This window comes from Pseudomonas rustica, assembly GCF_049959085.1.
Classification (GTDB): domain Bacteria; phylum Pseudomonadota; class Gammaproteobacteria; order Pseudomonadales; family Pseudomonadaceae; genus Aquipseudomonas; species Aquipseudomonas rustica.
Map to the genome: position 1 here is coordinate 5,350,795 of NZ_CP188200.1, position 21,692 is coordinate 5,372,486.

General features: G+C 57.8%; 18 protein-coding genes. 6 read left to right on the forward strand and 12 right to left on the reverse strand.

The features are described from left to right. The first annotated feature begins 71 nt into the window (after positions 1-71). The 3 genes from ACP3TY_RS24370 to ACP3TY_RS24380 are packed head-to-tail and all read left to right on the forward strand — an operon-like array spanning position 72 to position 2,639. Positions 72-881, forward strand: coding sequence for a MetQ/NlpA family ABC transporter substrate-binding protein (locus tag ACP3TY_RS24370; RefSeq protein ID WP_426618676.1), 810 nt, complete (start codon positions 72-74; stop codon positions 879-881). 2 nt (positions 882-883) lie between these two features. Then, a complete protein-coding gene (locus ACP3TY_RS24375; protein ID WP_426618677.1) occupies positions 884-2,005 on the forward strand; it encodes a methionine ABC transporter ATP-binding protein in 1,122 nt (373 codons plus the stop codon). Next, positions 1,995-2,639 (forward strand): methionine ABC transporter permease, encoded by a 645-nt coding sequence (locus tag ACP3TY_RS24380; protein WP_034151854.1) that lies wholly within the window; start codon positions 1,995-1,997, stop codon positions 2,637-2,639. Before ACP3TY_RS24375 ends, ACP3TY_RS24380 begins: the two co-directional genes overlap by 11 nt. A 78-nt stretch (positions 2,640-2,717) precedes the next feature. Here the strand turns inward: ACP3TY_RS24380 and ACP3TY_RS24385 are convergent, their stop codons facing one another. From ACP3TY_RS24385 to ACP3TY_RS24395, 3 genes are all read right to left on the reverse strand, one after another. After that, the gene (locus ACP3TY_RS24385) at positions 2,718-4,295 is read right to left on the reverse strand and encodes an RHS repeat domain-containing protein (protein ID WP_426620518.1); all 1,578 of its coding nucleotides are present in this window, start codon (positions 4,293-4,295) and stop codon (positions 2,718-2,720) included. Between the two features lie 341 nt (positions 4,296-4,636). Continuing rightward, a complete protein-coding gene (locus ACP3TY_RS24390) occupies positions 4,637-5,518 on the reverse strand; it encodes a hypothetical protein (RefSeq protein WP_426618678.1) in 882 nt (293 codons plus the stop codon). An 88-nt stretch (positions 5,519-5,606) separates the two neighbouring features. Continuing rightward, positions 5,607-8,390, reverse strand: coding sequence for an RHS repeat domain-containing protein (locus ACP3TY_RS24395; protein WP_426618679.1), 2,784 nt, complete (start codon positions 8,388-8,390; stop codon positions 5,607-5,609). 224 nt (positions 8,391-8,614) lie between these two features. Between ACP3TY_RS24395 and ACP3TY_RS24400 the strand changes: the two genes are divergently transcribed. Beyond that, positions 8,615-9,244: a class I SAM-dependent methyltransferase gene (locus ACP3TY_RS24400; protein ID WP_400646120.1), complete on the forward strand. Its 630-nt coding sequence runs from the start codon at positions 8,615-8,617 to the stop codon at positions 9,242-9,244. A gap of 90 nt (positions 9,245-9,334) precedes the next feature. On the opposite strand, the gene ACP3TY_RS24405 is transcribed toward ACP3TY_RS24400, so the two are convergent. The 3 genes from ACP3TY_RS24405 to ACP3TY_RS24415 are packed head-to-tail and all read right to left on the reverse strand — an operon-like array spanning position 9,335 to position 14,549. Beyond that, positions 9,335-12,388 (reverse strand): efflux RND transporter permease subunit, encoded by a 3,054-nt coding sequence (locus tag ACP3TY_RS24405; protein WP_053116502.1) that lies wholly within the window; start codon positions 12,386-12,388, stop codon positions 9,335-9,337. Further along, entirely contained in the window at positions 12,385-13,449 is a 1,065-nt protein-coding gene (locus ACP3TY_RS24410) for an efflux RND transporter periplasmic adaptor subunit (protein WP_426618680.1), read from the reverse strand. The genes ACP3TY_RS24405 and ACP3TY_RS24410 overlap by 4 nt, the downstream gene beginning before the upstream one ends. Beyond that, the gene (locus ACP3TY_RS24415; RefSeq protein ID WP_053116500.1) at positions 13,446-14,549 is read right to left on the reverse strand and encodes an efflux RND transporter periplasmic adaptor subunit; all 1,104 of its coding nucleotides are present in this window, start codon (positions 14,547-14,549) and stop codon (positions 13,446-13,448) included. Before ACP3TY_RS24415 ends, ACP3TY_RS24410 begins: the two co-directional genes overlap by 4 nt. Positions 14,550-14,761: 212 nt before the next feature. On the opposite strand from ACP3TY_RS24415, the gene ACP3TY_RS24420 reads away from it, so the two are divergent. Next, positions 14,762-15,958, forward strand: coding sequence for an AAA family ATPase (locus tag ACP3TY_RS24420; RefSeq protein WP_426618681.1), 1,197 nt, complete (start codon positions 14,762-14,764; stop codon positions 15,956-15,958). Positions 15,959-16,180: 222 nt separating this feature from the next. On the opposite strand, the gene ACP3TY_RS24425 is transcribed toward ACP3TY_RS24420, so the two are convergent. Genes ACP3TY_RS24425 through ACP3TY_RS24440 form a run of 4 tightly spaced genes read right to left on the reverse strand, consistent with a single transcriptional unit; the run spans position 16,181 to position 19,134 of the window. Further along, positions 16,181-17,053: a transporter substrate-binding domain-containing protein gene (locus tag ACP3TY_RS24425; RefSeq protein WP_426618682.1), complete on the reverse strand. Its 873-nt coding sequence runs from the start codon at positions 17,051-17,053 to the stop codon at positions 16,181-16,183. Continuing rightward, the gene (locus ACP3TY_RS24430) at positions 17,050-17,832 is read right to left on the reverse strand and encodes an amino acid ABC transporter ATP-binding protein (protein ID WP_158830843.1); all 783 of its coding nucleotides are present in this window, start codon (positions 17,830-17,832) and stop codon (positions 17,050-17,052) included. The genes ACP3TY_RS24425 and ACP3TY_RS24430 overlap by 4 nt, the downstream gene beginning before the upstream one ends. Beyond that, positions 17,829-18,488 (reverse strand): amino acid ABC transporter permease, encoded by a 660-nt coding sequence (locus ACP3TY_RS24435; protein WP_053116496.1) that lies wholly within the window; start codon positions 18,486-18,488, stop codon positions 17,829-17,831. Before ACP3TY_RS24435 ends, ACP3TY_RS24430 begins: the two co-directional genes overlap by 4 nt. Further along, complete coding sequence (locus tag ACP3TY_RS24440) at positions 18,469-19,134, reverse strand: amino acid ABC transporter permease (protein WP_053116495.1); 666 nt, start codon at positions 19,132-19,134, stop codon at positions 18,469-18,471. Before ACP3TY_RS24440 ends, ACP3TY_RS24435 begins: the two co-directional genes overlap by 20 nt. A gap of 208 nt (positions 19,135-19,342) precedes the next feature. On the opposite strand from ACP3TY_RS24440, the gene ACP3TY_RS24445 reads away from it, so the two are divergent. Continuing rightward, on the forward strand, positions 19,343-19,510 hold the full coding sequence (locus ACP3TY_RS24445) for a hypothetical protein (RefSeq protein WP_159811976.1): 168 nt from the start codon (positions 19,343-19,345) through the stop codon (positions 19,508-19,510). 199 nt (positions 19,511-19,709) lie between these two features. Here the strand turns inward: ACP3TY_RS24445 and ACP3TY_RS24450 are convergent, their stop codons facing one another. Both ACP3TY_RS24450 and ACP3TY_RS24455 read right to left on the reverse strand, forming a co-directional pair. Then, positions 19,710-20,507: a MetQ/NlpA family ABC transporter substrate-binding protein gene (locus tag ACP3TY_RS24450; RefSeq protein ID WP_007918708.1), complete on the reverse strand. Its 798-nt coding sequence runs from the start codon at positions 20,505-20,507 to the stop codon at positions 19,710-19,712. Positions 20,508-20,765: 258 nt separating this feature from the next. Next, on the reverse strand, positions 20,766-21,686 hold the full coding sequence (locus tag ACP3TY_RS24455) for a sigma 54-interacting transcriptional regulator (RefSeq protein ID WP_426618683.1): 921 nt from the start codon (positions 21,684-21,686) through the stop codon (positions 20,766-20,768). Between the last annotated feature and the right edge of the window lie 6 nt (positions 21,687-21,692).

The following is a 21,692-nucleotide window of genomic DNA, read 5'->3' on the forward strand; positions in this document are numbered from 1 at the left end:
AGGAGTGAGCCTGCTCGCGATGAGGCCATAAGAAACACCACAAATTTTATGCACTGACTGGAAAACCCATCATGACCCAGAAACTCCTGTCCCACCCAGTCAAAGCACTGGCCCTGGCCCTCGGCCTGTTCAGTTCGGCGATCTTCGCCGCCGACGCCCCTCTGAAAGTCGGCACCACCGCCGCCTTCGCCATCCCGCTGGAAGCCGCCGTTGAAGAAGCCTCCAAACAAGGCCTCAAAGTCGAGCTGGTCGAGTTCACCGACTGGATCGCACCCAACGTCAGCCTCGCCGCCGGCGACATCGACGTGAACTACTTCCAGCACATCCCTTTCCTTGAAAACGCCAAGGCCGCCGCCGGTTTTGACCTGGTGCCGTTCGCCCCGGGGATCATCAACAACGTCGGTCTCTACTCGAAAAAATACAAAAGCTTCGACGAGCTGCCAGAAGGCGCCAGCGTCGCCATCGCCAACGATCCGATCAACAGCGGTCGCGGTTTGCAGCTGCTGGCCAAGGCTGGTTTGATCACCCTGAAACCGGGCGTCGGCTACAAGGCCACCGAAGACGACATCGTCGCCAACCCGAAGAAAATCAAAATCCTGCAAGTCGAAGCGGTGCAACTGGTGCGCGCTTATGACGACGCCGATCTGGTGCAGGGCTACCCGGCCTACATTCGTTTAGCGAAGACTTTCGATGCCGGTTCGGCGCTGCTGTTCGACGGCCTCGACCACAAGGAATACGTGATCCAGTTCGTCATCCAGCCAAAGAGCAAAACCGATCCGCGCCTGATCAAATTCGTCGACATCTACCAGCATTCGCCAGCCGTTCGCGCGGCGCTGGATAAGGCCCACGGCAAGCTGTATCAAGCCGGTTGGGAAAGCTGAGCATGACGGCGGCGATCCAACGGCGACTGGAAATTCCAGAGCCACACAATGCTGAAAAAACCGAACTGCATCCGGAATTGAATCGCGCTCATGTGCGCTTCATCGGGCTGGGCAAAACCTACAACGGTCGACAAGGCCCGGTCGCGGCGCTGCAAGGCATTGATCTGGCGATTCAGCGCGGTGAAGTGTTCGGCATCATCGGTCGCAGCGGCGCCGGCAAGTCGTCGCTGATCCGCACCATCAATCGTCTGGAACAACCAACGTCGGGGCGCGTGTTGATCGATCAGGTCGACATCGGCGAGTTCGATGAAGACCGCCTCGTGGCGCTGCGCCGACGCATCGGCATGATCTTCCAGCACTTCAATCTGATGTCGGCCAAGACCGTTTGGCAGAACGTCGAACTGCCGCTGAAAGTCGCTGGCCTACCGAAAGAGCAACGCGAGAAAAAGGTGCGCGAATTGCTCGAACTGGTCGGTCTGCAAGAAAAGCACAAAGCCTATCCGGCGCAGCTTTCCGGTGGCCAGAAACAGCGCGTCGGCATCGCCCGCGCGCTGGTGCATGACCCGGATATTTTGCTCTGCGACGAGGCGACTTCGGCGCTCGATCCAGAGACCACCCAGTCGATCCTCGGCCTGCTGCGCGAAATCAACAAACGCCTGGGCCTGACCATCGTGCTGATCACTCACGAGATGGCAGTCATCCGCGAAATTTGCGACCGCGTCGTCGTGCTTGAACACGGCCGCATCGTCGAGCAAGGCCCGGTGTGGGAAGTATTTGGCAATCCGCAACACGAGGTCAGCCAGACTTTGCTCGCGCCTCTACAACACGCCCTGCCGGAAGAATTGCAGAGCCGTTTGCACCCCCAGCCGCCCTCCTCCGACGCAGCTGTGGTGCTGCGTTTGCAGTTCACCGGCAGCGCCAGCGACGAACCGGATCTGGCGGCACTTTTTACAGCCCTCGGTGGCCGGGTGAAGCTGCTGCAGGGCGGCGTCGAACGAATTCAGGGGCATGCACTGGGGCAACTGTTATTGGCCGTCAGTGGCACAGCGTTCAGCGCCGAACAATTGCGCGAACGCGCCGCGCCGTGGGCGCAACGAGTGGAGGTGTTGGGTTATGTGGTTTGATCGCTTGTTGCAGGGATTTATCGACACGTTCCTGATGGTCGGCGTGTCGTCGCTGATCGCGCTGCTGGTGGGGATTCCCATGGCGGTGATTCTGGTCACCAGCGACAAGGGCGGCATCTACGAAGCACCGGTGTTGAACCGTGCCTTGGGCGCCTTCGTGAACCTGTTTCGCTCGATCCCGTTTCTGATTCTGATGGTCGCGCTGATTCCGTTTACCCGGTTGATTGTCGGCACTACGTACGGAGTCTGGGCGGCGGTTGTGCCGCTGACGATTGCGGCGACGCCGTTCTTTGCGCGGATTGCTGAAGTGAGTTTGCGTGAGGTTGATCATGGTTTGATCGAAGCCGCGCAGGCGATGGGGTGCCGGCGTTGGCACATTGTCTGGCATGTGCTGTTGCCTGAGGCGCTGCCGGGGATTGTCGGTGGGTTCACGATTACGCTGGTGACGATGATCAACTCGTCGGCGATGGCCGGGGCGATTGGTGCGGGCGGGTTGGGGGATATCGCTTATCGCTACGGGTATCAGCGGTTTGATAGCCAGATCATGCTGACGGTGATTGTGTTGCTGGTGGCGTTGGTGGCGGTGATTCAGTTGGGTGGGGATCGGTTGGCTCGGGGGTTGAATAAGCGGTGAGTGCGGTTTGATTAAAATCCATAGCGAGGGGGCGGTGCTCACATCGCTATTTTCAGCGTGAACATAATCAGCTCCCGCTTACATGACCAATAGTCTATTATTAGCCTGTCGAGCTCGATACAACAGGTTTAAGCTTTTTGCAGAGAACGCAACACTATCTGCGTTATTGACAGATATATCAGCCCTTAAATCAGGGCGACTATTAAATACAGACACAGCCCCACTCAAACTTATCCCATCGGCCCCGCCTCCAAGATAATATTTTACTGAATCAATAAAAATTGAGCGAGACGCCGGATAACTTTCCATATAATTAACAGTCAGTCCGCCACGCCTAATTATATCGGATATACTCTGATGGGTAATGCCGTTCGGCTCTGCCGGAGAGCCTAACAAATCTGGATACAAAGTACCTAAATAAAAATTATCCACTGCTCCAGCCCCAACGGTATTCATTCCATCAACATATATGAGATGAGAGAGTTCGTGTGCAAGAGTCACGTCCAGATCGTCATCATCAATCACACCAAAATTAACCATTACTCGCCCATAAATATCAGAGCTATCCACTTGAGCATTGAAAGAGTTAAATATCGAGATTGCACCGATAAATTTATCAATTCCTACCGGTTCTCGGTACTGCTTCGCCAAAGCTTCTCCGCGAGCGAAAGAATCCAATAGTCTTGCGGTTACACCTCTGTATTCTGGCCCAAAGTGACTTAGCAGGACATTTTTACTCCCCCGTAGATTTTCAATAATTGCCTGTTGTGCACCTTTGAACATAATTTCCGACTGATATAATTGCTCCAACAATCTAGAAGCCTGCAATGGAGGGAATTCTGGAATTCCTCTCGCGAGGATTATTGCCCCACCTGATTTAATCGCCGCCTCAACTTTATCATCTCGCCCCTGATACACCCTTCCATCAACATCTTTATTAAGAATGGGAGAACTTCCAACAAAGGTGTAAATATTTATTCCGTTAACTCGGCCTGCCGGATCTGGACTTATCCACCGTTGCAGCCATGGGACGTAATACCGGTATCCATAGTAATAAAGCCCCGTGGCATCCCGTTCTTTACCTGAATAGCGAATCGACCTGTACTTCGCCGTCAATGCACTTTTACCCGCCCAACACGCTGTACTGCCAAAAGCGTAGAAATATTCTTGGTTTAGTATCCCCGCACTTTCATCCAGCTCGAGCGTGCAGGAACCAAGATGATCGCCAAGGCTGTAACGCCATTGATCGTTTACAGCGCCTTCGGGCCAATGCAGTAAACGCACCTGATTACGCCCAGCTTCGACACTGACTACATGCCGCTCTACGCCGCCGACTTCGCAATGAATCTCAAGACCCGACAGATAACGCACTTCTGTTGTCAGGGTTTGCCCGGATGCCCGACTGATTTGCGTCTTACGCAACCGATGCCCCGGCTGATCGTAGATATAACACTCAAAGTCATCCGCCTCAGTCCCACGCTGTACCAACGTCACCCGACTCAACTCATTGCGCACATTCCACGCCATGGCCTGCCCACGCTGCAATTCCAGCTGATTACCCGCCGCATCAAATCCCAGCGCTATCTGCGACTCTCCCGGCAAGGATCCATCGTCAAGCTGAGCCAGACTCCGATTGCTGCGCGCAGAAGTGAACATCGAAAACCCAGGCGCGCCACTGTGATGCCGCGTGATCAAGTTACCTGCCGCGTCGTAAGCAAACGTCTGGGTGTAGTTGCGCCGTTGCGCGGGATCCAGCGGCACTGGCAGCAAATCGGGTAGCGCCGGGCCATGGCTCGGTTTGCTGACCTCCCAACCTTTAGCTTCGACCAATTGGTACAGGCTGTCGTAGCGATAACGGCTGACGGGGTCGATGCGCTGGCCGTTGAAGTGGCTCACGGTTTGGCACTTGTCTTCGAGTTCGACAATATTGCCCACCGGATCGTAGGCGTAATTCAAATCTTGCAAAGGCTGTTGCCCTACGACACCCGCGAAAAGCCTCAGCAGGCGACCATCCTCAGGGCTGTAATCCGCAGTTGATACAACGCCGTTGCCGGCCGTTTCACTTTCGATCTGATCTTGGGCGTTGTAACGAATTTCGCTGACAAGACACTGTGGATGCTGACCTTCACCGGATTGCAAAGCCATGTCGCAGAGGATTTTCCCGCCACGTTGAAATGGAAAATTTGTGTATTACGCGCTGCATCGATCTGACGCTGCACCTCGCCCGTTGGATAGAAAGCGTATCGGGTGACGTAGGCTTTTTCTTCGAGAAGTTCGTCTCGGGCGTCCAGTAGAAGCGGCCAGTCCGGCGCATCCAGCTCAATGAGAAACCGTCGAGACTCCTCCAGCACTGCACCCGACCAACCATAATCGCCGAGGAGCTGGCCACCGCCCGGATCGTCATGACGAAGCAGCTGCCCACACTGATTGTGCTGGGCAAAACTCTCCGTGGCGTCGGCATAAGTCCAGCGCTCAACCACCTGAGGCTGCTCGCCATAAGCCTGCTCCGTCAGCGCTACCGGACGCTGCAATTCATCAAACTCACGACGACATTGGCTACCCCGTGCATCCCAAAAAGAACGCTGCGAACCTGCGTCATTGCACAGATTCAACTGCCAACCGGCATCCACGCTGTCCGTGAGCAACACCTGACCGCTCAAAGCGTAAACGGTGCTCAGATTCGGTTTCGGCGCGGCTCCCCACAACCGAGGATCCCACGCCGCCACTTCGCGCCCCACCTCATCGAAGATCTGCCGGGTGATGCGCGGTTCGACGCCGGGTTTGTCCGGGTGCTGGCAGTAGGCGACGCTGCGAATCGCCAGTGCTCGCGGGTCGACGACGGACAGGGTGGGATGAGGTGAGTGCTGAGTCGCCTTCATGGCTGTGAACGTACTCCAAGCTTGGGGGTAGCCTGAAGGTTTTTTCATCGGGTCGATACTGTAAGAAGTAACAGGTGGAGTGAAAGAATCACGTTCGTGAGTGGCGACTGAACAAGGATCGAAAAAACGACGGTTTATTGCCTTGTCCCTTGGGCGGCGAAGCCGGCTGTCTCGTAGCTAGCGTCCGCTTAGGCGGCGGTGCCACGACCCTCGCATACCTCGCCTCGGACTCTTTGGCGTAGATCTGTTGCGCAGTCATTCCTGATGCGTCCATTTTAAAAATCACATTGATTCCTTCGCTACTTTCCCAACGCTCTTTAGCGGCTTCCCATGCTCCGTGTTCTTTCAAGTGCTCAATCAGGCCTTTGAAGTCACTTTTGTATTGCTTCACCAATTGCCCGTAATGTTCTGGGGAGCTAATCGATTCCATTCGGATTGCTGAATCAAACGATGTGCTTTCAGGTACCGGCACATACCTGACTGATTGTTGCTGCGGCGCAATCTCGCGAATCATCGCCTCGACCGCGATCGAAGGCTCTGGCTTGTAATGACCGGAATGATTGTTAATGAGAAATCTGTTGCCTTGCGCGTCCTCACTTTTCATCAGGCCGGCGAATTCCGGCAAGCCCATACCAGGCTGTATGCCCATATGTTGAAAGTGCATGTTGGCGAACAGACGAAGCTTCTTATCTTGATCGCGGAACATGGCGATGGCTTGGCCGAATGAAGACGGGGTCCACTCCGAAAGTTCTCCCTCATAGACCTTCATCCCTTGCCCATACACCAAACCAGTGCTGGCGAAAGCGGCTTTTTTTTCGTCCCAGATCAGCTCCTCAAACCATCCGGTGCCGATATCTTTGGCGATGGGATTGACGATATCGCTGATAAAAATATCCACCGGGATTTTTATCAGGCCCTGCCAATCGTAAAAATTGAGCGGGCAGTTGCCCACCATTTGATATTGATTCAGGTCGTCGGCACTCCCCGCCGGATCCGCACTTACCCACCGCTGCAGCCACGGTGCGTAATACCGGTATCCGTAGTAATAAAACCCCGTCGCATCACGCTCCTTGCCACAATATCGATAGGTTTTGTACTTCGCCACTGAAGCGTTTTTACCTGCCCAGCAGGCTGTGCCGCCGAACGGATAGTAGTGTTCACGTGTCAGCACTGCGCCTTCATCGTTCAGCTCTAACGTGCTGGAACCCAGATGATCGCTCAAGCCATAGCGAAGTTGATTCGAGTACGCCCCATCGGGCCAATGCAGCACCTGCACTGAATTACGCCCGGCGGGAACAGTGATGACATGATGTTCCTCACCACTGTTATGACAACGTAATTCCAGGCCCGGAAGATAACGGACTTCACTTCGCAGCGGCTGACCTGCGGCGCGGGCAATGGACACTTTGCGCACGCGATGGCCGGGACGGTCGTAGCGATAACATTCGAAATCATCCGGTTGGTTTTCTCGTGCGACCAGGGTGACTTCCTGCAACTGATTGCGAGCGTCCCAGACCATGTTTTGGCCACAGTTCAGATTCAGTTGATTTCCGCATGCATCGAAACCCGCACTGATTTCCGGCTCTCCTGGCAACGAACCATCATCGCGCTGCCCGAGGCTACGGTTGCTGTTGCCGGAGGTGAACATCGCAAATCCGGCCGTTGCGCTGTGCTGGCGGGAAACGAGATTGCCGCCGCTGTCGTAGACGAACTTCTGGAGATAATTGCGGCGCTGAGCCGGATCCAGCGGTGTCGAAATCAGCTCGGGTAATGCCGGCCCGTGACTTGGCTGGCTGACCTCCCAACCCTTGGCTTCGATCAGTTGATAGAGACTGTCGTAACGGTAAGAACAGACCGGAGCAATGCGCTGGTTATTGAAGTAAGTGACAGGTTGGGACTTGTCTTCCAGCTCGACGATATTGCCCACCGGATCGACGCAATAATGCAGATCCAGCAAGGGTTTATGAAGGTGGATGGCAGCGGTCAACCGAGTCAGCCGGCCATCCCTGGCGTCATAACCAGCACGTGCGATAACGCCATTCCCGGCGGTTTCGATTTCAACCTGATCCTGTGCGTTGTAACGAATATCGCTGACCAGTTTTCGCGGTGGTTTTGTCTCCCCCGCCATTTGCAGCCAGACATCGCGAGATCTGCCAGCGAGGTCGTAACCGAACCTTTGCACGTTGTCGCGAGCGTCGATCTGCTTTAGCAATTGCCCTGCGGGATTGAATTCCGAGCGAGTCGTAAACGTCTGTTCTTCCAATAGCGCATCGCGCCCCGGGAGATCGACGGGCCAATCGGGTGTGTCAAGATCCTCGAGGAATCGCTCCTGCACCGTCAATATGGAACCGGCTATGCCATAGCTGGGGCATTTCCGCGAACCTGCGGGATGATCGTGGCGGATCAATCGGCCGCACTGGTTGTGTTGCGCGAGCGCTTCATCGGCGTCGCCATAAATTAGTCGCTCAACAATTTTTGCTGGGTGGCTGACCATCTGCTCTGTAACGGAGACTGAGCGACGTTGTGTGTCGTACTCATAATGTCGCTGCGTACCCCGTGCATCCCAGAACGAAAGCGTTGATCCCGCCTGTTCCAGCAAGCTCAACTGCCAACCGGCATCCACGCTGTCCGTGAGCAACACCTGACCGCTCAAAGCGTAAACGGTGCTCAGATTCGGTTTCGGCGCGACTCCCCACAACCGAGAATCCCACGCCGCCACCTCGCGCCCCGCCTCATCGAACATCTGCCGAGTGATGCGCGGTTCGACGTCGGGTTTGTCCGGGTGCTGGCAGTAGGCAACGCTGCGAATCGCCAATGCTCGCGGGTCGACGACGGACAGTGTGGGATGAGGTGAGTGCTGAGTCGCCTTCATGGCTGTGAACGTCCTCCAGGCTTAGGGGTAGCCTGAAGGTTTTTTCATCGGGTCGATACTGTAAGAAGTAACAGGTGGGTATTGAGGCAAGATCAAAAGATCGCAGCCTGCGGCAGCTCCTACAGGATCGAGGCCGACCGTGGATGAACGCCTGTAGGAGCCGCCGCAGGCTGCGATCTTTTCGCTTATAGTCGGCACATCTCTCCCTGAACGTGCAGCCGACCATGAAGCAAACCCCCTCCGATCTCGAACAGATCACCGCCACCACCCTCGGCCATTACAACTCGGTGGCCGAAGACTTCCGTGAAGGCACACGTGATCACGATGTCAGCCAGAATATCGATGCGCTGCTGCGGCATATTCAGGGTTCAGCGCCGTTGACGATTCTGGATTTCGGCTGCGGGCCGGGACGGGATTTGCAGACGTTTACGCGTATGGGTCACGTTGCGGTGGGGCTGGATGGCTCTGAGGAATTTGCGCGGATGGCGCGTGAGGACAGCGGCTGTGAGGTGTTACAGCAGGATTTTCTGAAGCTGGATCTCCCGGCTGAACGCTTTGACGGGATTTTTGCCAATGCGGTGCTGTTTCATGTGCCGTTGCAGGAGTTGCCGCGGGTGCTTAAGCAATTGCATGGCGCTTTAAAACCCGGTGGGGTGTTGTTCAGTTCCAATCCGCGCGGGGATAACCGTGAGGGCTGGAACGGGCCGCGTTATGGCTCGTATCACGATCTGGCGGCGTGGCAGGGGTTGTTGACGGCGGCGGGGTTTGTCGAGCTGGAGCATTACTTCCGGCCGGCGGGGCTGCCGCGCGAGCAGCAGCCTTGGTTGGCGAGTGTTTGGCGGCGTGTTGGTTGAAGATCAAAAGATCGCAGCCTGCGGCAGCTCCTACATTGGAATGCGTTTCAATGTAGGAGCTGCCGCAGGCTGCGATCTTTTGCTTTTGCCTTAGGCAGTTTCTTTTTTCGGCTCGCGAATCTTGTACCACGCCACATACAGCGCCGGCAGGAACAGCAGCGTCAGCAGCGTCGCCACCACAATCCCGCCGATCATCGCGTACGCCATCGGCCCCCAGAATACTTCGCGGGCGATCGGGATCATGCCCATGCTCGCCGCCGCAGCGGTCAGCAGGATTGGCCGGCGTCGATGCTCGGTCGCTTCCACCACCGCATCCCACGGCTCATAGCCTTTGCGTTCGAATTCATCGATCTGCGTCACCAGGATCACCGAGTTGCGGATGATGATGCCGATCAGCGCGAGAATCCCCAGAATCGCCACGAAGCCCATCGGCGTGCCGGTCGGCACCAGCGCCAGCACCACGCCGATCAGCCCCAGCGGCGCGACACTCGCCACCAGGAACATTTTCTGCACGCTGTGCAACTGGATCATCAGGAACGTCGCCATCAAGAACAGCATCAATGGCAACACCTTGGCGATCGGCCCTTGGGCCTTGCCGCTTTCCTCGACCGTACCGCCGGTGGCGACTTTGTAGCCGACCGGCAGTTTTTCCGCGAAGGCATCAATCGATGGCTTGAGGATTTTCACCAGGTCGGTCGGCTGAATCTCGTCGCGCACCGAAGCCTTGATGGTGATGGTCGGCAAACGATCGCGACGCCACACCAGCGGTTGCTCCAGTTCATAACGAACCGTGGCGAATGCGAGCAGCGGGATCGAGGTGCCGCTCGGCGTGACGATCTGCAGGTTCTGCAGGGTTTCCGGGGTACCGCGTTCGGAATCCACCGCACGACCGACCACGTTGATCAGGTAGATATCGTCATCGACCTGGGTCAACGGCGAGCCACTGACGATGCTGTTCATCAGGTTGGCGACGTCTTCGGACGACAACCCGAGCTGGCGCGCCTTGTCCTGTGCGATGTCGATGCGCAGGACTTTGCCCGGCTCGTTCCAGTCGTAAATGATCTCGCCGATGTGCGAGTTTTTATCCAGTTCGGTGGCGAGGTCGATGGCGTGCTTGCGCACTTGATCGATGTCCTTGCCGCTGACCCGGTACTGAATCGGACGCCCTACCGGCGGGCCCATTTCCAGTGCCTGCACGTAGCTGCCGATGCCGACGAACTCTTTGCGCAGACGCTCACGCAGCCGTGCGCTCAGAGCCTCGCGGGACTCGAAGCCTTTGCTGACGATCACCAGTTGCGCGTAGTACGGGTTTTGCAATTGCTGGTCGAGTGGCAGGTAGAAACGGATCGCGCCCTGACCGATGTAGGTGCTCCAGCGCACGATGTCCGGGTCGCCCTTGAGGGTTTCTTCGAGCTTGTCGACGGCCTTGCGGGTTTCGTCGATCGAGGCGTTTTGCGGCAGGTTCAGGTCGACGAGAATTTCCGGACGATCCGAGGCCGGGAAGAACTGGTTCTGCACGAAACGCATGCAGAAAATCGACAGTGCAAACAGCAGCACGGTGATACCGATCGCCCACCAACGGTTGCGCATGCTCCACAGCAAACCGCCGTTGAATGCGCGGCCAATGCGCCCTGGTTCAGCGGCGTGGGGTTTCACGTTGGCGCTGAGGATGTGCACGCCGATCACTGGCGCGAAGAACACCGCGACGATCCACGAGACGATCATCGCCACCGCGATCACCGCAAACAGCGTGTAGGTGTACTCACCAGCGGAGCTGGCGTTGAGGCCGATCGGCACGAAACCGGCGACGGTCACCAGCGTACCGGTGAGCATCGGGAACGCGGTCGAGGTGTAGGCGTAGGTCGCGGCCTGCTCCTTGGTCTCGCCCATTTCCAGGCGCGTGACCATCATCTCCACCGTGATCATCGCGTCGTCCACCAACAGGCCGAGGGCGATGATCAACGCACCGAGGGAAATCCGCTGCATGGTGATGCCGCTGTATTCCATGAAGACAAAGACCATCGCCAGCACCAGCGGAATCGAGCACGCCACCACCAGACCGGCGCGCACGCCGAGGCTGATAAAGCTCACCACCAAGACGATGATCACCGCTTCGAACAGCGCGCTGGTGAAGCCGCCAACAGCTTCTTCCACCACCACGGCCTGATCGGAAACGGTGTGGATGCCAACGCCTACCGGCAGGTCTGCGGTGACTTGATCGATGCGCTCATGCAACGCTTTACCGAACGCCTGAACGTTGCCGCCCTTCTGCATGGCGATCGCCAGACCGATTGCCGGTTTGCCGTCGAAACGGAATTCCGGGGTGGCCGGGTCGACGTAACCGCGACTGATCTCGGCGATGTCGGCCAGACGATAGAAGCGGTCGTTGAGCTTGAGGTTGACCTCGGCCAGGTCTTTCTCCGAGGCGAATTGCCCCGACGTGCGCACGGAAATCCGCTCCGGCCCGGCCTCGATCACACCCGCCGGGGTCACGGCGTTCTGCGATTGCAGGCTCTCTACGACCTGGCGCTGATCGATGCCCAGCGCAGCCAGTTTGCGCGTGGAGAAGTTCAGGTAAATCACTTCATCCTGCTGGCCGACCATTTCGATCTTGCCCAGCCCCGGCACGTTGCGAATCTCCGCCCGCGCCTGCTCCACGTAGTCGCGCAACTGGCGCATGGTCAGGCCGTCGGCGGTAAACGCGTAGACCGAACCGAACACATCACCGAACTCGTCGTTGAACCCCGGGCCTTGAATGCCTTGGGGGAACTGCCCGCGAATGTCGTTGATCTTCTTGCGCACCTGGTACCAGATTTCCGGGATGTCCTTGGCACTGGTGGTGTCGCGCAGGTACACGTACACCGTCGATTCGCCGGGGCGCGTGTAGCTTTTCACGTAGTCGAGGGAGTCCAGCTCTTCGAGTTTTTTCTCGATGCGGTCGGTGACCTGCTTGAGCGTTTCCTCTTGGGTCGCGCCCGGCCATTTGGTCTGGATCACCATGGTTTTGATGGTGAACGACGGGTCTTCTTCGCGGCCCAGATTGAAGTAGGAAAACACCCCCATCAGCAACGCGACGAACATCAGGTACCAGACGAAGGACTGGTGTTTCAAGGCCCATTCGGAGAGGTTGAAAGAGCCTTTCATTGACTGTCCTCGTCAAATTTCACTGATTGTCCGGGTTTAAGACTGTTGACGCCGGCGCTGACCACTTGCTCGCCGTTCTTCACGCCACCGGCCAGCACCACGGTGCTGTCGGTTCGGCTGACGACGGTGACATCGCGGGGGCTGACGGTTTTGTTTTGGGTGTCGATCACCCAGATCCGTGTTTTGCCATCGACTTCCTGCAACGTGGTTGCCGGCAGTTCGATGCGCGGTTTGATCGCTGAGCTGAGGGTCACGCTGATCGCGGTGCCGAGACGGAAACCTTCCGGCGTATCAGTCAGGGTCAGACGAGCGCGGCGGGTGCGCGTGGCGCTCTGTGCCTGCGGTTCGATTTCGCGGATGACCGCGGTGGTTTTGATGCTCGGATCGAGTTGCGCAGCGACCAGAAACACCACGTCCTTGGGGATCTGATCGACCAAAGTGTCCGGCAGATCGATCACCGCTTCTTTGATGTCCGGTTGCGCCAGCGTCACCACTTGTTGACCTGCCGTCACCACTTGCCCGGCCTCGGCGTTCCACGCGGTGACCACGGCTTTGTGGTCGGAACGCAGTTCGGTGTAGCCGAGTTGATCCTTGCTCTGATTGACCGCCGCCCGCGCCTGATCGAGTGAGGCCTGAGTGGTTTTCAGGTTAGTGGTGGCCTCGTCGAGTTGCGCCTGCGCGCCGACGCCGCGATCAAACAGCGCTTGCTGACGTCGGGCGTTAGCTTGTGCGTTGATCAACTGAGCTTCGATTTTTGCCAGATCGCCCTGCGCCGAACGCAGCTGATTTTGCTGATCGGACGGGTCGAGGGTGGCGAGCAGCGTGCCCTTCTCCACTTCGGTGCCGACATCAACGTTACGGCTGGCTATGCGCCCACCGACACGGAAACCGGTGTTGCTCTCGTAGCGCGCCTGAATGCTGCCGGCGAAGCGACCGAGGGTTTCTTCGTTCAAGGCCTCGACCTTGACCGACAACACCGGGCGCACCGGCTCCGGAGGCGGCTCCTTCTTGGAGCATGCCGCGAGCAACAGCCCGACGGCCAACAGCCCGAAACGCTTCATGGCTGCGCTCCCATTTCCAGATCCTTGTAGGTGTTCTCGGCAATCTCTACTTTCATGCCCGGGTGCAATAACTGGCCGCCGGCGATGATGACTTTTTCGCCGCCATTGAGACCTTCGCTGATGATCACTTTGCCGGTCAGGTAACGGCCGACCGTGACCGTGTGCAATTGCGCTTCGCCCTTGTCGTCGACCAGCCACACGGCGGGGTCGCTGACATTTTTGGTCAGCGCCGACCACGGCAAAGCCACCGCCGATTTGCCGGTGCCCTTGGCCGTCGCGCTCACTACCGAACCGAGTTGCATGCCTGGCGGCAGTTTGTCGAGGGTGACTTTGACTTGCACGGTGCCGGACTGCGCGGACACTGACGGGGTGATTTCGCGCACGGTGCCGGTGGTTTTGATCTCGGGGTTGTCGAGCAGGCTGACGGTGATTTTGTTATCTGTCGGTCGCTCGGCCAGCAGCGACTCGTAGACGTTGAACACCGCATCGCGATCGCCGTCGCGGGCCAGACTGAAAATCGGCGCCGTGGCTTGCACGACCTGACCAACTTCGGCCTGACGCTCAGTGATGACGCCCGGCGCATCAGCAATCAGCGAGGTGTAGCTAAGCTGATCCTTGGCATTGGCCAGTTGCGCCTGAGCCGCGCTCAAGGCGCTTTGGCTACTGCGCAACGCGGCTTGCGCGGTATCGAATTCGCTTTGGCTGGTGTAGCCCTTGGGCAGCAGTTTTTGCTGACGCACAAACGCCGCCGCGCTCTGCTTGACCCGCGCCTGTTCGGCGACGACCTGAGCCTGAGCGGAATCGACGTTGGTCTGCAAATCCTTGGGATCGAGTTTGGCCAGCACTTGCTTGGCCGTGACACGGTCGCCGACGTCGACCGAACGCTGGATGATTTTGCCGCCGACGCGGAACGACAATTCTGTCTGCACGCGCGCCTGCACATCACCGGTCAGTGTCACCGAGGCCGCGTAATCCGCGGGTTTCACCTCTTGAACAAAGACTCTCGGCAGGTACTCCTGGGGAGCCTTCTTTTCGCCGCAAGCGGTCAGCAAGGCAATGGCGCTCAAAGCCATTACCACTTTAATTCCGGGACCCGCCATGCAGACTCCTTGGCATTTTTAGACGATCAGGACGATACGACTTCAGAGCTTAGAACAGGGTTCAACCATTGCTCATGCGAATAACAGATTAAACACCGAAGGAGCTGCCGAAGGCTGCGATCTTTTGCTTTTTTGCGGAAAAGATCAAAAGATCGCAGCCTTCGGCAGCTCCTACAGGGGGTATTCTGCGGCGGATTCGGAGGATCTCATTCATGCTCAACACCCTGGCGGTGGCCAATTACCGCTCGATCAATAAATTGGTGATCCCGCTGGGTCGTCTGAACCTGATCACCGGCCCCAATGGCAGTGGCAAGTCCAACCTCTATCGGGCCTTGCGCCTGCTAGCGGAAACCGCGCAGGGCGGCGTGGTCAATGCACTGGCGCGTGAAGGCGGACTGGATTCGACGTTCTGGGCCGGGCCGGAAACCATCAGCCGGCGCATGCGCAACGGCGAGGTGCCAATCCAGTCGACCGTGGGCCAAGGCGTGAAGCGTTTGCGCCTGGGCTTTGCCGGGGAAGATTTCAGTTATTCGATCAGCCTCGGCCTGCCCGATTCCAACGGCCATTTCATGCTGCCCGAGCACTCGCGGCCAATCCCTTCGCGCTTCAGCCTCGACCCGCAGATCAAGCGCGAATGCATCTGGGTCGGCCCGCATTACCGCCCTGCCAGCCTGTTGGTCGATCGCGACGGCCCGATGATTCGCGCGCGCAACGAGCGCCAATGGGATGTGCTGGCGCAGCACACGCCGAACTTCGACAGCCTGTTCGATCAGGTTGGCAGCCTGCGCAGCTCGCCAGAAGTGTTCCAGATGCGCGAGTTCATTCGCCGCTGGCGTTTTTATGATCACTTTCGCAGCGACGCCGACGCACCGGTGCGTCAGCCACAACTGGGCACGCGCACGCCGGTGCTGCACCACGACGGCCGCGATCTGGCGGCGGCGTTGCAGACCATTATTGAAATCGGTGACGGCGACGCGATGCGTGCGGCGATTACTGATGCCTTTCCGGGGGCGCGCTTGCATATCGAAGCTCAGGCGGGTGGACGCTTTGCCATCGAGTTCTATCAGGAAGGTTTGCTGCGGCCACTGTCGGCGGCGGAGTTGTCGGACGGGACGTTGCGTTATTTGTTGTTGGTCGCGGCGTTGCTGACACCGAGGCCGCCGTCGCTGATGGTGCTGAACGAGCCGGAAACCAGCCTGCACCCGGATCTGCTGCCGGCGTTGGCCCGGTTGATCATTCGTGCGTCGGAGCAATGTCAGGTGTGGGTGGTGTCGCATGCGCGGCGGTTGATTTCGGCGTTGCAGGAGGATCCGGAGTGCAATTGCATTGTGCTGGAGAAGACGCTGGGGGAGACTGGGATTGTCGGGCAGAAAGTGCTGGAGACGCCGGCGTGGTATTGGCCTGATTGAGTGCTTTGGTCAAAAGCCCCTCACCCTAGCCCTCTCCCGGGGGGAGAGGGGACTGATTGGGGGATGCTCCAGAGTGACGCCGACCTGAAAATGCTGCTGTGAATCCATAATCGACTCGGTTTTTCAGGTCGATGTATGACGCAGGACACCTCGGTCGGCCCCCTCTCCCTCCGGGAGAGGGCTGGGGTGAGGGGCAAGCCTCACCACCGACCCATCAGGCAATCACCCCTGCCACTTGCCCCCTTCAACAATCACGCTCTCAGGCTTGGTGTCATCGCTCAGTTCTTTACGCACGTATTGGTCGTACAGCTTGAGCAGATACTTCTCTTCACCCAACTTCGTCAGCTCGGTATTCACCCAGTCACGCAGTTCGATATTGCCCTTCTTCACCGCCGGTGCAATCGGCGCTTCGGCACCGAGTTTATCCTCCAGCACGCGATAGCCCGGGTTCTGCTTGGCCCAGCTGAACAGCACCAGATTGTCCTGCGCATAAGCATCGCCGCGACCATTGGCCAGGGCTTGCAGCGACTCGGAGTTTTTCTCGAACTTCAGCAGTTTCCAGTCCGGGTGATTCTTGGTCAGCCAGATATCGGCAGTGGTGCCGGTAGTGACGATGGTGGTGCGGGTCGCCAGGTCATCCAGGTTTTTCACCGAGCTGCTCTGCGGCACCAGCGCTTGCACAGCAACCTTGAGGTTCGGGTTGGTGAATTCCACCGCTTCCTTGCGCTCAGGCGTGACGGTCATGTTGGCGAGGATCAGGTCGACCTTGTCGCTTTGCAGAAACGGAATGCGGCTCGCCGGTTCGACCGCGACGAATTCGACCTTGTTTTCATCGCCGAGCAGATCCTTGGCGAAACGACGGCCGATGTCGGTATCGAAACCCACGTAACGCCCCGCTTCATCGACAAAACCGAACGGCGGTTTATCGGTAAACACGCCGACGATCAGTTTGTCGCGGGCCTTGATCTTGTCCAGATAACCGGCCGGCGCGGTGCTTTCGCTGGCGACTTTCGGCTTTGGCGGTTCTTCGGTTTTGCTGCAACCGCCAAGCAAGGCGAGGCTCAATAGGGGCAGTAAAAAAGCGGCAGTTTTCATAACAGTTCCAGTTCCTTTGTCGGATTCGTTTTGGGCAGTGTTGCAACGAAGGAGAACTTCTCCAGAAACTGCTGCGCGCGTGCGGTTTGCGGGTTCGTAAAGAAAATCTCGGGCGGGGTCTGTTCAAGGATGCGCCCGGCATCCATGAACACGATGCGGTCGGCCACCGCGCGGGCGAAGGCCATTTCGTGGGTGACGATCAGCAGGGTCATGCCCTCACGGGCCAGGCCCTGAATGACCTGCAAAACTTCCTTGACCATCTCCGGATCAAGCGCGGCGGTGACTTCGTCGAAGAGCATCACCCTTGGGTTCATGCACAGCGAACGGACGATGGCGATGCGTTGCTGCTGCCCGCCGGAGAGCTGACGCGGGAAGGCATCGCGCTTGTCCAGCAGACCCACGCGTTCGAGCAACGCTTCGGCTTGCTGCTGCGCTTCGCGACGCTGACGCTTTTGCACCTTGAGCGGGCCGAGCAGCAAATTATCGAGCACGCTCATGTGCGGAAACAGGTGATAACTCTGGAACACCATGCCGATCTGCTGGCGGATCTCGCGCCAGTCGGTGGCCTTGTCCAGCAGCTCGCGGCCGACAAATTTCAGGCTGCCGCTGTGCGCCTCTTCCAGACCATTGAGGCAACGCAGCAAGGTGCTTTTGCCGCAACCGCTGGGGCCGAGGATGACGATCACTTCACCGCTCTGCACCTGCAGATCAATGCCGTTGAGCACTTGCTGCTCGCCATAGAATTTGTTGAAACCGTGAAACTCGATCAATGCGCTCATGCTTGCGTCCAGCGCCGCTCCAGCACGCGCGAAGCGGCCGAGAGCGGGTAGCAGATGAAAAAGAAAAACAGAAACAGCACGCCGTAGATCAGCACTGATTCGTAGGTGCGCTCGATGATCTGCTGGCCGACCTTGATCACGTCCACCACACCGATCAACACCGCCAGCGAACTGGTCTTGATGATCCGCGTGTAGACGTTGATGGTCGGCGGCGTCATGCGTTTCAGCGCTTGCGGCAGCAGCACGTAGCCATAGAGTTGCGCGGCGTTCAGACCAATCGACAGCCCCGCTTCACGCTGCCCGCGCGGCAACGAATGCAGCGCACCGCGCGCCACTTCGCCGACCTCGCTGGCGCCCCACAGCGACAGCACCAGCACTGCGCACCAAAAACTCGGAATGCTCAGGCCGAAGAAAATCGGCAAGCCGAAGAACAACAGGTACAACCAGACCAGCACCGGAATCGCCCGGAACAGCTCCAGATACACCCGCAAAATCGCGTTAAGCCACGTCACGTTGAGCGTGCGCAACACGCCGTAGAGCACGCCGCCGACGGTGCTGATGGCGATGCTCAGAAACGAGATCGACAAGGTTTGCCCGGCGCCTTTGGCCAGTTGCGGCAACGACACCCAGAGCAGTTCAAGACCCGAACTGGCCATGCTGGAGCCTCCTTTCCAGACGGCTGAGCAACAGCGACAGCGGCAAGAACAACAGCACGCAGATCAGTGTCAGCACGGCGAGCATTTCGTAGGTTTTGTAATAGAGCGCGATGTAGCTCTTGGTGGTGTAGAGAATTTCCGGCACCGCCACCGCCGAGACCACGGTGGTTTCCTTGAGCAGAAAAATGAAATTGGCGAACAACGACGGCAGGCTGAGGATCCCCGCTTGCGGCAGGATCACGTAGCGCAGCAACTGACCGTGGGACAGGCCGATCGAACGCCCGGACTCCAGTTGCGCCTGCGGCACCGCATCGACGCCGGCCCGCAGCACTTCGGTGAGGTAGGCGCCGCCGAGGAAGGTCATGGTGATGATCGCAGCGGTGAAACCGGACACCTGGATTCCCACTGCCGGCAAGGCGAAGTAGACGAAGAACAACTGGATCAACAGCGGCGTGTTACGCGCCAGCTCTACGTACAGGCCGACCAGTTTTTGCAGGTACGGCGTGCGGAACACCAGAATCGTCGCGTTGAGCAGCGCCACCACCAGCGAGGTGCCAATGGCGATGAAACCGACCTGCAGCGTCACACCCACGGCTTTGAGAAACGCGGGCAGCGTGCTGAGAATAAAAGCGTAATCGAAGGTCATGAAGCGTCCTGGACATCGCTCGGTAAGCGACGGTCGTGCAGTCCATGGACAGCGGGTGGCTGTCCGGCAGGCACTGACTTTATAGGTATAAAAACAAGAATTTAAATACCGTTAAAGCATATTGATATCACTCAAAAAACTATCCTGTCGGTTTGCCGGGAAGGAATAAGAAGGCTATTTTTCCTTGCGCTGTAGGACGGATCTTTTTTTGATTCAGGCCCTCCAAGGACGCACAGCTTTTGGTCAGACTCCTCCGGCCGAAACCAATTACAAGGAAGAGAACATGGACGTAAAAGCGCCGCAGCGGCTGGATCCGCAGGAGATTTTGAAATTGTTGGTGGCGTTGAGGCGGGCGTTGAAGGCTGGGGTGGCCTGAGCAATAAAGATCAAAAGATCGCAGCCTTCGGCAGCTCCTACACGTGTTCATTTCCCTGTAGGAGCTGCCGAAGGCTGCGATCTTTTGCTTCTGGCTGCTGATTTTGTGAATTTACAAATCCAGTACACACAAAAACGCCGATGCCCATCGCTGGCCATCGGCGTTTTCACACCTTGAAGGGGGTGGTTCAAGCGTCAGATCAGAACGCCGGCAGTACCGCGCCGTTGTACTTCTTCTCGATGAACGCTTTGACTTCCGGGCTGGTCAGGGCTTTGGCCAGTTTCTGGATCGCGTCGCTGTTCTTGTTGTCCTCACGGGCCACCAGGAAGTTCACGTACGGCGAGTCAGCACCTTCAATCACCAGCGCATCTTTCTGCGGGTTCAACTTGGCTTCCAGCGCGTAGTTGGTGTTGATCATGTCCAGATCAACTTCCTTCAGAACGCGTGGCAGCAGCGCCGATTCCAGTTCCTTGAACTTGAAATTGTGCGGGTTCTTGGCGATGTCTTTCGGCGTTGCCAGAGCGTTTTTCGGGTCTTTCAGCTCGATCAGGCCGGCCTTCTGCAGCAGGATCAGCGCACGGCCGCTGTTGCTGCCTTCGTTGGGGATGGCGATGGTCGCGCCGTCCGGCAGTTCAGCCAGGGTCTTGTACTTGCTCGAGTAGCCACCGAACGGTTCAACGTGCACACCTTGCACGGTCACCAGGTACTTGGACTTGTCGTCCTTGTATTTACCCTGGTTGAAGCTGTTCAGGTACGGCAGGGTCTGGAAGTAGTTGGCGTCCAGACGCTTCTCGCCCACTTGCACGTTCGGCTGAACGTAGTCGGTGAAGACTTTGATTTCCAGATCCACGCCTTCTTTGGCCAGGGTCGGTTTGATCAGCTCAAGAATTTCAGCATGCGGCACTGGCGTTGCGGCAACCACCAGTTTCTCGCCAGCGTTGGCCAGGGAAGCCGTCAGAGCAGCCGCCAATGCGGTAAACAACAGAACCTTTTTCATGCAGTGTCCTTATCGAAAATCGGTCGTCATCGACGACGGCATCTAATACGAGTGCCAGTGAAGTGATATCGCTGGCGTGGGTCGGACAATACCGGGATTTTATATTCCCGGACAATAACGTTTATTCACGTTGATATTCCATTTTGTTCATACACGCGGTTTAGACGTGTAGGAGCTGCCGAAGGTTGCGATCTTTTGATTTTCAACAAGTTAAAACGTCGAAAAGCAAGATCAAAGGATCGCAGGCTGCGCCAGCTCCTACAGGAGGCCGGCGTTTTTCAGGAGCTGTTTGAGGGCGGCCTGGTCAGTCGTGGAGCCGGTGGCGATGATTTGTTTGATCTGGTTTTCGATTTGGTTCAGCAAGGGGGGCAGGTTCAGATGCTCCGGCAGAATCTCGTCACCCGTGCTCACCAGCAACGCAAAATGAATGACGTTTTCCAGTTCGCGGGTGTTGCCCGGCCAGCTGTGTTGTTCGAGCACGTGCTGCGCCGCTTCGCTGATCAGCGGCACCGGCAGGTCGAGGCGCTGGCTATAGATGCCGAGGAAATACTCGGCCAGCGAAAGGATATCGCCGATCCGCGCGCGCAACGCCGGCAACTCGAGATGCCCTTCGCTGAGATAGTGATAGAGCCGCTCGTGGAATTTCCCGGCATCCACCGCTTGTGCCAGATCAATGCTGGTGGCCGCGACCAGGCGCACGTCCACCGGGCTCGGTTGATGCGCACCGACGCGAGTGACCTCGTGGTTTTCCAATGCGGCGAGCAATTTGATCTGAATCGGCAGCGGCAGATCGCCGATTTCATCCAGGTACAACGTCCCGCCATTGGCCGAACCGAACCACCCCGCGCGGCTGCTCGCCGAGCCGCTGAACGTGCCGGCGGCATAGCCGAACAACTCGGCATCGGCGTAGGTCGGGCTGATCGCGCCGCAATTGACCGAGACGAATAAACCGCTGCGATCACTGGCGCGATGGATATGGCGAGCGAGCAATTCTTTACCGGTGCCGGTCTCGCCACGGATCAATACCGAGATCGAGCGCGGGGCCAATTGCTCCAGCTCTTCGCGCAACTGACGTGAGCGCGGATCGACGAACACCAGCGCTTTGGCGCGGATGCTCAGGGGGCTTTTTTCTGCATCGGGAAAGGTCAGCAACGGCTGACCGAAAGTGTCGAAACTCATGGCAGA